General features: G+C 37.0%; 12 protein-coding genes and 1 pseudogene. 8 read left to right on the top strand and 5 right to left on the bottom strand.

The features are described from left to right. Nucleotides 1–66 precede the first annotated feature (66 nt). Nucleotides 67–675 (bottom strand): superoxide dismutase family protein, encoded by a 609-nt coding sequence (locus SPD89_RS02440; protein WP_336260366.1) that lies wholly within the window; start codon nt 673–675, stop codon nt 67–69. 159 nt (nt 676–834) lie between these two features. Between SPD89_RS02440 and SPD89_RS02435 the strand changes: the two genes are divergently transcribed. From SPD89_RS02435 to SPD89_RS02405, 7 genes are all read left to right on the top strand, one after another. Then, nucleotides 835–1,557: a hypothetical protein gene (locus SPD89_RS02435; protein ID WP_336260365.1), complete on the top strand. Its 723-nt coding sequence runs from the start codon at nt 835–837 to the stop codon at nt 1,555–1,557. A 13-nt stretch (nt 1,558–1,570) separates the two neighbouring features. Beyond that, nucleotides 1,571–2,287, top strand: coding sequence for a hypothetical protein (locus SPD89_RS02430; protein WP_336260364.1), 717 nt, complete (start codon nt 1,571–1,573; stop codon nt 2,285–2,287). A 12-nt stretch (nt 2,288–2,299) separates the two neighbouring features. After that, nucleotides 2,300–3,013, top strand: a complete 714-nt coding sequence (locus SPD89_RS02425) for a hypothetical protein (RefSeq protein ID WP_336260363.1) — start codon at nt 2,300–2,302, stop codon at nt 3,011–3,013. Between the two features lie 14 nt (nt 3,014–3,027). Continuing rightward, nucleotides 3,028–3,420 carry a GntR family transcriptional regulator gene (locus tag SPD89_RS02420; RefSeq protein WP_336260362.1) on the top strand — a complete coding sequence of 131 codons (393 nt, stop codon included), beginning with the start codon at nt 3,028–3,030 and terminating at the stop codon, nt 3,418–3,420. Nucleotides 3,421–3,422: 2 nt separating this feature from the next. Then, nucleotides 3,423–4,286 carry an ABC transporter ATP-binding protein gene (locus SPD89_RS02415; RefSeq protein ID WP_336260361.1) on the top strand — a complete coding sequence of 288 codons (864 nt, stop codon included), beginning with the start codon at nt 3,423–3,425 and terminating at the stop codon, nt 4,284–4,286. 27 nt (nt 4,287–4,313) lie between these two features. Next, entirely contained in the window at nt 4,314–4,796 is a 483-nt protein-coding gene (locus SPD89_RS02410) for a small multi-drug export protein (RefSeq protein ID WP_336260360.1), read from the top strand. A 470-nt stretch (nt 4,797–5,266) separates the two neighbouring features. Then, the gene (locus SPD89_RS02405; RefSeq protein ID WP_336260359.1) at nt 5,267–6,127 is read left to right on the top strand and encodes a CPBP family intramembrane glutamic endopeptidase; all 861 of its coding nucleotides are present in this window, start codon (nt 5,267–5,269) and stop codon (nt 6,125–6,127) included. A gap of 131 nt (nt 6,128–6,258) precedes the next feature. Here SPD89_RS02405 and SPD89_RS02400 read toward each other — a convergent pair whose 3' ends face one another. Beyond that, nucleotides 6,259–6,708, bottom strand: coding sequence for a hypothetical protein (locus SPD89_RS02400; protein WP_336260358.1), 450 nt, complete (start codon nt 6,706–6,708; stop codon nt 6,259–6,261). A gap of 252 nt (nt 6,709–6,960) precedes the next feature. Between SPD89_RS02400 and SPD89_RS02395 the strand changes: the two genes are divergently transcribed. After that, nucleotides 6,961–10,014 carry an efflux RND transporter permease subunit gene (locus SPD89_RS02395; protein WP_336260357.1) on the top strand — a complete coding sequence of 1,018 codons (3,054 nt, stop codon included), beginning with the start codon at nt 6,961–6,963 and terminating at the stop codon, nt 10,012–10,014. Between the two features lie 925 nt (nt 10,015–10,939). On the opposite strand, the gene SPD89_RS02390 is transcribed toward SPD89_RS02395, so the two are convergent. From SPD89_RS02390 to SPD89_RS02380, 3 genes and pseudogenes are all read right to left on the bottom strand, one after another. Continuing rightward, complete coding sequence (locus SPD89_RS02390) at nt 10,940–11,980, bottom strand: ribonucleotide-diphosphate reductase subunit beta (protein ID WP_336260356.1); 1,041 nt, start codon at nt 11,978–11,980, stop codon at nt 10,940–10,942. Then, nucleotides 11,964–12,398, bottom strand: a complete 435-nt coding sequence (locus SPD89_RS02385; RefSeq protein ID WP_336260355.1) for a flavodoxin — start codon at nt 12,396–12,398, stop codon at nt 11,964–11,966. Before SPD89_RS02385 ends, SPD89_RS02390 begins: the two co-directional genes overlap by 17 nt. Then, nucleotides 12,395–13,057: pseudogene (locus SPD89_RS02380) on the bottom strand (ribonucleoside-diphosphate reductase subunit alpha); the annotation flags it as partial. The pseudogene SPD89_RS02380 and the gene SPD89_RS02385, both read right to left, overlap by 4 nt. Between the last annotated feature and the right edge of the window lie 316 nt (nt 13,058–13,373).

Genomic DNA, 13,373 nt, shown 5'->3' with positions numbered 1-13,373 from the left:
AGCAAGAAAGGATTTATGGTTTTCATATCTGCCAAAAAATATGTTCTTCCCATCTCGATCTAGTTGTTATTTCTCCTTTTTACTTATTACTCCACAAACGATTCTTTCTCCTGCGTCTCCAGCTGGTTGTGAAACATAATCATCTGAATCAGCATGAATCATTAACGTAGTACCCTCTTCACTAAATAAAGAATGAGGAACATCTTTTTTTAATGTTACCATGTCATTAATGAAAATTTGTTCAGCAGTTCCATCCGCATGTACTTCCAAATTCACCATATCTCCAGCATGAGGTCCTTCTGGATCATCGAAACCATGATTTTTTCCGCCTGGATTAAAATGGCCTCCTGCTGACTCAAAATCAGGGGTGTCACACATTCCTTTCTCATGAATGTGAAATCCATGCATTCCTTCTGGAAGATGGTGTGCAGCCACGGCAATATGAACTCCATCGGATTCCTCAGTCAATGTCGCAATTCCAACTTGGATTCCTTCTCCATCAATTAATTCAATTTCAAGCGACTCCCTTGTTTCTTTTTCTCCCTTATCAACCTCGATGGCATCATATTCCTCTTGACTTTCTTCATTCATTTCGGGCTCTTGTGGTCTATCTTGACAACCAAATAAAGTGATTGTAACTATCGTTAATAATAAAAGTGATTTTCCTGTTTGCATATTAATCTAACTCCTCACGTTTGTCCTTCTCTACCTATCTTGGACAAACATAATCAAATTGAAACATATATTATTTTCCTGTTTTCCTATTGACAGAAATATTCACTGGTCATATACTGTATATAAAGATATACACACCATCACTGTTGGAGGACTAAAATGAAAATGTGGAAACAGGCCTTTTGGTTAGCGAAGTTTGAATGGAAAGTGTCAGCTGTTAATATCTTTCTTTGTTGGTTGATCTTAACGATGGTGAGTTTACTTTTTTTAACTAGCTTTAGTAGATATATTAGGGAAAATTATATTGTATTTGATATCTTTTTTATACTCGCTTTTAGCATCGCACCTTCTTGGTTACGATCTAAACATTTTCAATATCAAAAAGTTTCAGAGCAAATTTGGGCATCCCCTACGCTCATTATGCAGTCGCAATTACCAATTCCTAAGGACTCAGTTGTTAAAAGTAGACTCATTATTTATCTTGCTTATCTATTGCCCTTTATCATTACTGTTTTTCCAATACTTTATTTTTTCCATAGTGGCATCCGTGAAATTATGAGCTTGACTGCTTATTTCGTATTTTTTATTCTTTGGCTTTCCATTGGTCTCTCTTTTGGAATGATCATGCCTGCCAGTGATGTAGGGGATTATGTATCCCCAAAAATAATTTCCTTTTATATGATTGTTACTGGTTTAATTGGATTTGGAGTCAGTTTATTCTTTTATAATTTTTTAGGATATGGGATTGTTGCTTGGACAATTAAGTTAGCACAAACACAATGCTTACCAACTATAATTGTCGCGATTATACTTATCTGGATTAGCTGGAAATTTTGGCCATACTATATGAAGAAAAGAATGCAAAAATTAGATTATATGTAAGGAGGTTTGTAGCATGACAGAGTGGAAAGACGCATATTGGCTTGCAAAAGTCGAATTAAAAAAATCACTTGTAAATTTACTACTAGGCTGGATTATTTTCTCGGTAGCGACCTTTATTGTTTTAATCCTATATAACAACATGAATAGCCCAGATCCTTATCATGATATCATTTTCCTTATACTAGTTTCTTCCGGTCCTTTTTGGCTGAGAAACAAAGCTTTTAAATATCAACAAGGTTCTGACAAACTTTGGTTCTCACCTACCATACCGATGCAATTACAGCTGCCAATTTCTAAAAACATTTTAGTAAAGAGCCGTTTAATCACATACACTGCTTATCTTGGGCCATTTTTAGTCGTACTCTTTTCCTTGTTTTATCTTTTGGATAGTGAATTAAGTAAAATGAACTTACTTTCTTATATTGCTTTTTGCTTCATATGGGTTGCTGTTACCTTTGCGTTTGGAATGATAACTCCGGCAGGCGATGCTGGAAATTATGTTACAGCAATAAGCATGATTATTAGTTCACTTTTCGTGATTATCGTAGTAGTAATTCCTTTTTATTATTTTCATCTCGTTATTGGTGGAGGAATTGTCTTGTGGACGGCAACGCTTGCAGAAAAATGGCCATTACTAGCTACTTTCGTCTCCATTGTTTTCATCGTGATTGGATGGAAATTTTGGCCATATTACATGAAAAAAAAGATGAAAAAGCTAGATTACATGTAAGGAGGAGAACCAATGACTGAATGGAAAGAAGCATTTTGGCTTGCGAAGTTTGAACTAAAACATTCATTGAAGCAACTCCCATTATTAGCGCTTGGGTTTTTACTCGTTTTTTTATTGATCACGTCCATTAGTCCGCATTATTTTGAACAGGCAACGATGGGACTAGACTTTTTCTTTACCCTAACATTTAGTGGATTTCTCTCACAACTTGCCAGGCCAAAGGACTTTCAATTGCAAAAATTTAGAAGTATTCGGTATGCAGCACCTTTTCTAACTGCTTTAAACAAATTAGCAATGAAACAAGAAGTGATTGTTAAATATCGGTTTATCACTTATTTCGTTCTCTTGCTTTTATCAAATGGTCTGTTGCTGATTCTTCTTTATCCGACCTTTCAATCGTTCATGACGTTACATGCATATATCGCTTTCGCATTTATCTGGTTTTGTTTCGGGATTTATATCGGCTGTGTTACACCCGCTTTTGAAGTTGGTTCCAATTTAGGATGGAATATCTTTTATGGATGCTTTATTGGATTTGGTTTATTTCTCCTTTATTTGTTCGTATTTTATAAATGGTATAAAAATGGACTCATCACATGGACGATTGACATGGCCAGTAACTATCCATTCATTTCAATGATTATTTCATTGATTTTTTCGATTATCGGTTGGAACTTTTGGATGAAAATCATGCGTAACAGAATGAGAAAAACAGACTATTTATAAAGGAGGCGGGAGAAGTGAAACTACCAATTCAATTGTCTAAAGATTCACGAGAGCCGATCTATCATCAAATTGAACAACAGTTAAAAGCATTAATTGCTGGTGGACATTTATCGGCTGGAGTTGCTCTACCTTCTATCCGTGTCCTATCAAAAGAATTAGAGGTGAGTGTCATTACGACGAGAAGAGCATATCAAAACTTAGAAAATGACGGATTTATTAAAACAATTCAAGGTAAGGGAACGTTTGTCGCAGAACTCGATCAATCACTTAAAAATGCCACAAAACAATCCGCCGTTTACGATGTGTTTCAACACGCTATTGAAACTGCACGTAACTATGACTATACTCATTCGCAAATAAAGGAGCTTTTTCTAACAATTTTACATGAAAGTGAAAGGAGAGAATAAATTTGGAAAAGTACATTGAGATTGAAAATATTCAAAAAGAAATTGATAATTTTACGCTTGGCCCGATTAATTTAAACATTGAACCTGGGACAGTTACGGCATTAGTTGGCGATAACGGCTCGGGAAAGAGTACCTTACTGAAGATGGTTATGAATCTTGTCAATGCAGATTCTGGAACGATTAAAGCGTTCGGGGAGCTAGTCAATGGAGAGAATGAAGATTGGAAAAAACAGATCGCCTATCAGCCACAAACAACGATTGGCTTTGATGCATTTACAGGCAATGATTTAAACAAACTGATTTCTCGCTGGTATCCAAATTGGGATCAAAAGTTTTTTATCCAATTAATCGATCAGCTAAATGTACCGCTTAATAAAAAATTTATAAATCTATCTCAAGGCGTTCAGCAAAAATTAACGCTTGCGTTAACGATCCCGAGGAATACAAAACTTTTAATCTTAGATGAACCGACTTCATTCATGGATATCCCATCAAAAAATTTAATTATCGATATGCTGACGGAATACATGGAGGATGAGGAGCGAGCCATCATTTTAGCTAGCCACCAAGCTGAAGATATTAAAAAATTAGCTGATTATATTATGCTGCTTAGAAGTGGAACACAAATACAAACAATTGAAAAAGACGTTTTAACTGAAAACTACCGGAAATATTGGTTTTCTGATACATTAAAAGGTTCGCCTGTTCCTGGAGAAATTTCACGATCTGGGAATGAATTAATTTCAAATGACGCTACAGCGACAGAAACATATTTTGCAGCACATAACATGAAGCCAATGAACAGTTCAGCAATGGAGTTGGAAGAGATAATTACTCTATTACTAACAAGAACGACTTTTAACTAGAAAACGGATTATAAGGAGGAAATAAAAATGCTTGTCACATACTGCATTATATTTGTACTAGCAGCTATCCCATTTTTTGAAATTGCACTAATTATACCGGTAGCCATTATAGGTGGGGTTCCAGCAATACCAACGATGATTATCGCATTTTTAGGTAATCTATTAACGATTGTCTTGCTCATTGTTTTCTTGGATAAAATTAGAGAGTGGCGTCGAAAAAGAAAAAAGGAAGAACAAACAGATTCGAAGCGACATAAACGTGCCAAGTCTCTTTGGGATAAATACGGTCTACCGGGACTTGCCTTTATTGGACCATTTTTTGTTGGATCACATTTATCTGTTTTACTTGCAATTGGCTTTGGGGCCAAGAAGACGAAAACATTATATCTAATGACAGCGAGTTTGCTTAGTTGGACAATTGTTCTCGGTGTAGCCTCTTTATATGGCTTTGATTTCTTTATCGCTGATGAAGAAAATTTAGGGTTCATTACAAGGATGTTACAAAGATGATAGGTTGAGACTCCCACCCGTTAACCGGGCAAGCTGGCTATCGCCAGTGGGATTCTAAAATGACTAAGCGTTCTTTAGTCCATTTCTGTTTTGACAGGACTCAAGATTGGGATATCCCATTCCCCCTCCATATCCAGTGCATATAGCAGGTATGGCTACACTACTGTTACCATAGTGTACAGCTTTTCGTTCTATATGTTTTAGCGCCTTTTGCTTGATGACACATATTGTTTTACCGATAGCATGATTAGGCAACCGAACCTTATACAATATCCAGTTTTCAATGAACGAGTATGATTTAGAGACCTTTGCTTGTCTATAAATTAAGTATAGCATATTTTCAGATAACTAAGATAGCAGTAGCTACACCTTGTCTGACCTCACTATCATCGCCTGTCTTAAGTCGGTCTACCACCTGCATGGGCATTCTCGTTCAGAAAATCTGTAAAAGAAAAAAGGAGAGTGATATCATGAAAAAATGGGGATTATTTTTACTAGGTGGTTGGGCGACAGTGACACTCGGCCTATTTTTAGCTGTGGTGGCTGGTACGGTGGCGGAGACTCAGTTTGCCATAATAGGAAACGGACAAAAGCTAATTCAGGCTGTTGTAATGAGTATCATTGTGGTTCCATTCATTCTTTATTTATATCAACGGATGCACAAGCAGATTGGCAAAGTGGAACCAGCTTATACGTTAAACCGTTTGCCTCATTTTTTTACGGGATTCCTTCTTGTGGTTCTACTGGCCACCGCTAGCCTATTCAGCTTTAACATGCTCGGTTTGATTACTATAGAACAATGGCACGCACCTTTCTCCTGGGTCGACGCCTTACTTCTCAATATGCTCATTGCCCTTTTTTATGAAGCATTACCGGAGGAACTTGCCATGCGTGGGCTCATCTATGATGTACTGCGTCAACGTCTATCCGTTTGGCTGTCTGTTTTGATCCAGGCGCTTATATTTATCGGCTTTTCCGCCAGTATTTCTCTTTTACTGGTGGTTGTTGGGATATCTCCACCCTCAAGTATCGCTGCGCTTCCCTCACAGCTGATCCTACATTTCTTTTTTGGGATTGCGTTAGCGCTCATCCGTGTCTGGACAGGTAGTCTGTGGGCTGCAATTGGTTTTCATCTTGGATACCTTTCCGTAGCGCGATTCCTCCTTATGCCGGCTGAATATGGAGCACCACCTGTTTTAACTTTTCAGGACACGGTTATGCAAGGAGTAGGCGCATCATTGGCTGTCATGTTTATCATACTTGGCGCTATCTGTCTCCTACTAATTTTGCTCGGTATCAGGACGATGCGCAAAAAAACAACCAGTCAATGACTCCTTTATAATACGTAAAGAAAATCTTAAAATGTATTAGGATAGTGTTATTTATTGGAACTTAAAATGAATTTATGGATAATTTTTAACCCGCACGTTAATTTCTCGTGCGGGTTAATTTATTTTAAAGGCTATTCAAGTATCCTTTCCTCCTCCTTATAAAAACTCGTTATAATTGTATACCCGAGCAAAATTTGAAAGAGATGCATTGTATGATATGACAGGATTACTTTAGTGAAAAATGCGCCAGGTATTGCTAAAAAGTGGAGGGGAGCATCGAAAGAGAAAATTATAAATGTATAGTAAGCAAGATAAAATGTTGGAATTCCGATTATTAACATCTTCCCCAAGTTTAACTTCCAATTTCCTTGCTTTTTTTGCTCCTTCAAAATGTGAGCTGTCCCAAATAATACTCCAATAAGGGGATAAATAATTGTTATGGAAATGATATGTGGATACATTTGAAATGTAATTTTCGCATGCTCCTCTAATTGAACATTAATTGCACTTAAAACAAAAATTAAAACGAGTAAAATAATTGCATACAGTGTGATCCACCTAACATTTTTAAAAGTAATCATTGTATTCCACCCCTTTTCGGTTACTTTCTTAACAATAGTTTACCATAATATTACTTCCCATTAAATGAAATTTTCCAAATATTCAAATGACTATAAGCCTTAAGTCGTATCCTGTTTAAACCTTTAGCCGCTTCTGACTTCATCAATAAATTGCTATGATAATTCAAACAAATGGAAAAGGTATTGACTTTATCTGTTAATGGGTATATGGTTAATTACATAACTAATCAACCAAGTAAGGTGATTTTAAAAATGGGGTGTATAAAAGTGTTGCGTTTCTTGTTAAAAAGAAAGATCATTGTTGGATTATTTATTACATTTATTTTTGGTTTAGGTTTTTACGGAGTCACTAACCTAGATAAGGAACTTTTTCCATCAGTAACATTTAATCAAACATTAATTGTTATTGAGACAGAAGAAATGCCTGCGGAAGATGTTGAGCAATTTGTTACGATTCCAGTTGAACATATATTGGAAAGCACAAAAGGCGTGGATAGCTATGAATCTACGACTTCTACAAATGACACTTTTTTCATCGTTGAGCTTGAGAATGATAATAGCAATGACGTAACAAAAGAAATAGAAAATGAAATAAATGGGTTAACAAATGAATTGCACGGAGTGAAAAATGTTACTGTCATGCAAGCCTCCACCGATGGGCAATATGAATTATTTATGGATATATCTGGGGGAACTTTACAAGAAATGTCTGAATTTGCATTAGATGTAGTGAAGCCAAGATTGGAAGCACTGAAAGAAGTAAATGAAGTTGCTATCTCTGGATTAGAGGAAAAGGAAATTACCATTACGCTGGAACCAAAACAATTGGAGACCTATGAGATCACACAAGAGGATATTATTTCTACCATTGAACAGACAAACACAAATGCTTCAATTGGAAGCCTTAAAAATGAAAAAGGGGATCCCACCCTTCGTTGGAATACGACATTTAGCAATATAAATGACATGAAAGCCATTCCAATTCAGACGAATGAAGGAATGAAAAAGTTATCCGATTTTGCTACTGTCAAAGAAGAAATAAGTGAGCAAACGAATGTTGCTTGGAAAAATGGGGATCCAGAGTTTTTACTTCTACAAATTGGTAGATCAAATGACTTTACCCAAATTGACATGGCAGAAGCTGTACGTGCGGAAGTAGAAAAAATTGAACAAGAACATGATAATCATCTTCAAATGGACGAAATTGCTGCACAAGCTGATTATGTTACGAGCGCTATTGATGGTGTAACGAGTAATATTTTGATTGGTGGAATCATTGCAATCATCGTTTTATTATTATTCTTACGCAGTTTCCGAGCAACCTTTATTATTGGACTATCCATTCCTGCTTCCGTATTGCTTGCCGTTATAACGATGACCTTTCTTGATTACAGCTTTAATTTATTAAGTTTAGTCGGACTTGGGTTAGGAATTGGGATGTTGGTCGATGCCTCCATTGTTGTATTGGAGTCTATTTTCAAGAAAAAGGAAGAAGGATATTCGAATGTTGAAGCGGTTATTTCTGGTACAAAAGAAGTTGTAGGTGCTGTAATATCCTCTATGCTCACAACAATTGTCGTCTTTATACCAATTGTTTTACTAGATGATGAGATTGGTAAAATGATGATTGTGCTCACAGTTGTTATTGCTGTTACACTTATTAGCTCAGTTGTTGTCGCATTTACATTAATTCCAGTGTTATCGGAAAACTTTTTAAAAGCAAGGCCAAAAAAAGTTGGGAAACTTAATTTAATTGGTAAATATGGTAGTACAATTAAGTGGCTGACAAAGAAAAAACGTCGACGTATTGGCGTGATTAGTCTTTTCATCGTTTTATTTTTCAGTTCCTTCCTGTTACTTGCTAAAATACCGATGACAGTAATGCCGGATATCTTAAATCGTTATGCAGAAGTAATTGTTGAACTTGAACCTGGTGTTTCTACAGATGACCGTGCTGAAATTGCTTTACAAATGAACGAACTTTTAGAAGAAATACCGGATGTAGATAATAATGTCATATTAGATAATGCAGGTGTTTTTGTCGCACTTATCAATATGACGCCAGAAGAAGAAAAAACGATGGAGCAACATGAAATTAATGATCAAATCTTAGAAAGGTTTAGGGCGCTTGAAGCTGAGTTTCCAATCAAAAGTGTTGGTACTTCTATGGAAGGTACGATAAACCCTCCAATTGGACTGAGGGTTAGCGGCGATAACTTTACAACTTTACAAGCTATTGCAAAAGATGTGGCAGAGGAGTTAGAAAAACTGGATCACATCAAATCCGTGACAGTACAAACTGGTGAAAGTGCTGATGAATTTTTAATTGAATTAAATGAAAAAAATATGAACGATGATAATATTACTGCTCCTTACCTATACATGAATATTTCGCATATGTTTGCTGATACACCAATCGGGGAAATGGTTATCGACGGGAATTCGGTACCTATTTTAGTAAAAAATGATCGGAACATTCATGAGAAACAGGAACTATTGGATAACAAGATAATGACTGTAGACGGGGAAAAGAAACTTTCTAATTATATTTCTTTAAAAGAGGCTTCTTCCCAGTTACAAATTGATCGCTCAAATGGAGAAAGATATATTAGCATCACTGCCGATAGTGAAGGGCACGATTTAGGAGCAATGAACAGGGAAATAAATAAAATAATGCAAGACCTAGAAATAGACCAAGGATACGCTGTTTCGGTTACTGGGGATTTAGAAGAACAACAAAAAGCTGCCCAAGATTTAGTAATCATCTTTGCAATATCACTATTTCTTGTCTTTGTTGTCATGGCCATTCAATTTAATAGTTTAAAACATCCAATTATCATTTTATTTATTATTCCACTCTCTATTACAGGAGTACTAATTGGACTATTCATTTCTCAAAAAGAATTGAATATAATGTCAGGAATTGGAGTAATCATGCTCGTTGGAATCGTGTTAAATAATGGAATTCTACTAATTGATCGGGTGAGGCAGCTCCGAAATAACGGTTTAGATGTAAATGAAGCATTGGTCAACGCTGGAAAAGAACGAATTAGACCAATTTTTATGACAACATTAACGACAGTCGGCGGAATGTTGCCACTTGCTTTAGCAACAGGAACGTCCAGCGATTATCAATCGCCACTTGCCGTAGTCATTATTTCAGGATTACTATTTTCAACCTTTATAACATTAATCTTAATACCTGCTATTTACCTACTATTTGAGGATATTGGAAATGGAATGAAGCGGATATTTAGAAGGAAGAAGTCCGACGGCGAAACAATTAAACAAGTAAAAGCACAATAATTTTTTGGTGAGGTATTGCGATTCAACGGTTTCGGTCAATTATTCAGCGCACTGACGGAATTCAGCGGTTTCGCCCAACAATTCAGCGATCTGACCGATTTTTCAGCGCAATCTGCATGAGATTCAGCGGGATTTTCAATTATTCGGCGAATTACAAAATTATTCAGCGCACTGCCGGGATTCAGCGGTTTCGCCCAACAATTCAGCGATTTGACCGATTATTCAGCGCAAACCGCATGAGATTCAGCGGGGTTTACTATTATTCAGCGGATTACAAAATTATTCAGCGATCTACCGGGATTCAGCGGGTTCGGTCTATAATTCAGCGATCTGACCGATTATTCAGCACAAACCACATGAGATTCAGCAGGATTTTCAATTATTCAGCGAATTACAAAGTTATTCAGCGCACTGACGGAATTCAGCGGTTTCGCCCAACAATTCAGCTATTTGACCGATTATTCAGCGCAAACCGCATGAGATTCAGCGGGGTTTACTTCAGCGGATTACAAAATTATTCAGCGCACTGACGGAATTCAGTGGGTTCGGTCTATAATTCAGCGATTTGACCGATTATTCAGCGCAAACCACATGAGATTCAGCGGGATTTTCAATTATTCGGCGAATTACATAATTATTCAGCGATCTACCGGGATTCAGCGGGTTCGGTCTATAATTCAGCGGTCTGACCGATTATTCAGCGCAAACCGCATGAGATTCAGCGGGGTTTACTTCAGCGAATTACAAAATTATTCAGCGATCTACCGGGATTCAGCGGGGTCGGTCTATAATTCAGCGATCTGAACGATTATTCAGCGCACTGCCGAGATTCAGCGGGGTCGGTCTATAATTCAGCGCACAGCTGGGATTCAGTGATTACAATCATTAAAAGGGGACCAACAACATCAAGTTGGTTCCCCCATTTTTAGAGATCGTCAAATCCGTTTAAATCACTTGTTTTCGTATATGCCCTTGATTTTTGTTCGAAAAAGTCCGTCTTCGTGCCATCAAAATTATCCACATAAGCGCGGATCCATTTCATTGGATTTTCTACATGCTCTTCGTATATTTCACTTAATCCCATCATTCTGAGCATTTTATTGGCACGATATTTAATATACCCGCTCATTTCTTCCAGGTCAATTCCATCTACATTTTCCAACACATATGTCGACCATTCAATCTCGAGGTCTACTGAATTTCGGAAACTTTCATATACCCATTCTAAAAAGCTTTCATGGTTATATTCAGGATTTTCAGCAAGTGTCGCACGGAACATTTCAGAAATGAACCTACCATGCTCTAATTCATCACGATTAATGTAGCTTACCATCGTTGAAGTTCCAACCATTTTATTATTCCTTGCCAAGTTATAGAAGAAAGCAAATCCAGAATAGAAAAACATTCCTTCAAGCAAAACTGTATACACCATTGTTTTTAAAATATTTTCGATAGTCGGCTCACTGGCGAACGTATTATAATGATGCATGATTGCTTCATTTCGTTTTAACAACACAGGATCTTTCCTACCCAACTCAAAAGATTCATTTTGCTCAGCAAGCGACACAACAGACGATAATACATACGAGTAAGACTCATTGTGAACCGCTTCTTGTTGTGCAATTACTGCCATAATTGATTGCACGGATGGATCAGTAGCATATAGTGAAAATAATAATGCTGTCCTTGTTTGTGGTGCATCCAGAGTAGACAGTAACCCAATAATCTTTAAATAAGCATCTTGCTCTTCTTCCGTTAATGTCGGAAATTGCTTCACATCACTCGCCATGTTTATTTCGTCTGCTTGCCAGTAGTTTCCTACTAAACGCTTATACATTTTATACCAATGTGGATAAGCAATATCATTCCAATTTAAAATTCCACTCGATTTTCCTCCAAAAATTCCTGTTGACTTATTTGGAAATCGCGGCTCTAACGTCTTCGCACGCTCAAGCAGCTTTGACATCTGCCAACACCCTCTCTAGCCAATTTTTGATATGTTTTTCTTGGTGTCCTCTCGGTGATTGCTCAATCTTTAGGCCATCCCATTTACTGTTGTAAAATGTAACTAGTTTGTCGACGGCTTTACAAAAAAGCGCATCTCCTCCAAACTGAGTGTCACCTGACCCGAATACAGCAATATTTTTTGGCTTATAGCCGATTTCCAGCACAAAATCTTTCATTTCATCTGGAGTGCTTCCCATATCCCATGTAAACGTACCTAGAAAAATATAGTCGTATTGTGAGATATCCTGTATCGGTAAATCAATTCCGATTTCATGCATATCAACTTTTGCACCTATATGCTTTAAATGGGCTTCAATCCATTGTGCAATTTCTTCCGTATTTCCACTATAGGACAAATAAGCGACTAAACATCTCATGAATGACACCACTCACATTCTTCGACATCATTTGCTGTTGAACGAACATAATACGATGTTTTCAATCCCTCTCTCCAAGCTTGTAAATGCAGATCTAGAAGAACAGAAGCCCGGATCGTATTTGGAACATACATATTAAATGAAATACTTTGATCAATATGTTTTTGTCTAACCGCATTTTGTTTCACCGACCATCTTTGATCAACAATATAGGCGGATCTGCGATAAATATTGTATGTCTTATGATCTAATTCTGGTGCTGTAACTGGAATTTTAAAGTCTTTCTTTTCTTCATAATAGAACACTTGGAAAACCGGATCGATACTTGCTGTTGAGCCGGCAATCATCGCTGTTGAAGAATTCGGCGCCACCGCCATTAAATAGCCATTACGAATTCCATTTTCTTGTACAGCTTCTTGCAAGTCTTGCCATTTTTGATCCGTATAATTTCGTTCAGCAAAATAGGCGCCTGTCGCCCACTTACTTCCTGGAAACATTGGATAATTACCCTTTTCTTTACTTAATTCCATACTTGCCTTTATCGTTAGATAGGCAATTTTTTCATACAACTCATCTGTGAATGCTAGTGCTTCTTCCGATTCCCATTCGATACCTTTTAATGCTAGTAAATGATGCCAACCAAACGTACCTAAACCACATATTTCTTCAATGGGATTCGCTACTTCCCACCAGCCTATAAAAGGCATCTCTATGTCACCATAGAAGTTGAGACTATATCATAATCCATTTAACATATGGATTCCTTGCGTTTCGATTTAAGGGGTTTTCACCCACCACTTGGCCCTACTCCTGATGCCGAATTTCACGGCCACTATGGGATAGTCGTTAGGCATTTATTCTCTTATTGCTTATATTGGTTGTTTTTTCTGATATAAGACTTTCCTGTAATTACGTTTAAAATACGATAGATTGATTGAATATGGATATTAATCACCTCTTCTACCGTAATAGTAA

Source organism: Pseudogracilibacillus sp. SO30301A, assembly GCF_037072025.1.
GTDB lineage: Bacteria > Bacillota > Bacilli > Bacillales > Amphibacillaceae > Pseudogracilibacillus.
This window is presented reverse-complemented; position numbering and strand designations above follow the sequence as displayed.

Coding starts and splice junctions, on each gene's coding strand:
- SPD89_RS02440 (WP_336260366.1), bottom strand. CDS start 675: ATGCAAACAGGAAAATCACTTTTATTATTAACGATAGTTACAATCACT.
- SPD89_RS02435 (WP_336260365.1), top strand. CDS start 835: ATGAAAATGTGGAAACAGGCCTTTTGGTTAGCGAAGTTTGAATGGAAA.
- SPD89_RS02430 (WP_336260364.1), top strand. CDS start 1,571: ATGACAGAGTGGAAAGACGCATATTGGCTTGCAAAAGTCGAATTAAAA.
- SPD89_RS02425 (WP_336260363.1), top strand. CDS start 2,300: ATGACTGAATGGAAAGAAGCATTTTGGCTTGCGAAGTTTGAACTAAAA.
- SPD89_RS02410 (WP_336260360.1), top strand. CDS start 4,314: ATGCTTGTCACATACTGCATTATATTTGTACTAGCAGCTATCCCATTT.
- SPD89_RS02405 (WP_336260359.1), top strand. CDS start 5,267: ATGAAAAAATGGGGATTATTTTTACTAGGTGGTTGGGCGACAGTGACA.
- SPD89_RS02400 (WP_336260358.1), bottom strand. CDS start 6,708: ATGATTACTTTTAAAAATGTTAGGTGGATCACACTGTATGCAATTATT.
- SPD89_RS02395 (WP_336260357.1), top strand. CDS start 6,961: ATGGGGTGTATAAAAGTGTTGCGTTTCTTGTTAAAAAGAAAGATCATT.
- SPD89_RS02390 (WP_336260356.1), bottom strand. CDS start 11,980: ATGTCAAAGCTGCTTGAGCGTGCGAAGACGTTAGAGCCGCGATTTCCA.
- SPD89_RS02385 (WP_336260355.1), bottom strand. CDS start 12,398: ATGAGATGTTTAGTCGCTTATTTGTCCTATAGTGGAAATACGGAAGAA.